The 964-nt window shown below is 48.5% G+C and carries 1 protein-coding gene; it reads right to left on the bottom strand.

The window, feature by feature from the left end:
* Nucleotides 1–622: 622 nt before the first annotated feature.
* The gene (locus ON072_RS21005; RefSeq protein ID WP_000517703.1) at nucleotides 623–844 is read right to left on the bottom strand and encodes a DUF2188 domain-containing protein; all 222 of its coding nucleotides are present in this window, start codon (nucleotides 842–844) and stop codon (nucleotides 623–625) included.
* Between the last annotated feature and the right edge of the window lie 120 nt (nucleotides 845–964).

Below are 964 nucleotides of genomic sequence, written 5' to 3'. Positions count from 1 at the left end.
TAAGCTGGAAAATCTCATCAAGAGATTGGTACTAATCTCGGGGAAAGGTCACATCCATAACACTTCACCCGCAGGTCGCACCAAATCGCCCAGCATATGCGCATCAGTGACCGTCGCCAACATGGATGTTGGCGCCGAGCTTACAAGGACGTATTCACAGCGTGTCACTGAGGTGCATATGCATAAGGCCTGCGGCAGGCAATGAGTGGCACAATCAGCCGGAAGCCATTCCAAACCCAAACCACTCCCCCGCCCTCGGCAGAAACCACAGAAATGGAAAAGGCCCGCGTTCGATGCGCGAGCCTTTTCCTTTCCCGGAATAAACAAAAGCCCCGATACCTTTGGCATCGGGGCTTTTATTCTTTTGGTTCAGGCTGTTAGGCTTAAGACCAGCAGAGTATTTTACGTGGGATAAATCTTGTTAGAGCAAGGCGCTTTACCGCGACGTTTAGTGAACTAAACGAGTGGTGAAGCAACGCAGCTATCACAGATTTAGACCCGTAAAAATGTCGGGTAAGGAGCAGCCATTCCTGACTACCCCTCCCCTAAGAACCGTACGTGCGAGTTTCCCCGCATACGGCTCAAGCCTTTATAAACCACACTTGCGTGTAGGCCGACAACACTACCCCTTGGGCGGAAATGGGTCATTACCATAAGAGTCTTTATCTCTTATTTGACCATTAGGTCTGTGAATTACAACTTCACTTTGCTGATTCTTCGCTATCTCGCGAGCGGCCTGTCTGGCTTCCTCTTGAGTACGATGATGTGAAGTGTCGCGTGAGTTATTCTCTCCGCGCACAGCCCACCCGTCGGGGCGCTTTACAACGTGTTGGTTTTTGCCCATTGATCACCTCCTTAGTATAGGATTTGGACAAATACTATATAAGGACAGAAACGACAACTTTCAACCCAACATGTTGTATTACTTCTGGTTAAAGACATTATTTAAAACGACTTGATAACC

The sequence above is a fragment of the Shewanella sp. K8 genome, assembly GCF_028823715.1.
In the GTDB taxonomy this organism is placed as follows: Bacteria; Pseudomonadota; Gammaproteobacteria; order Enterobacterales; family Shewanellaceae; genus Shewanella; species Shewanella algae.
Note: the sequence above shows the minus strand (reverse complement) of the source record. Positions and strands in the feature narration are given on the sequence as shown.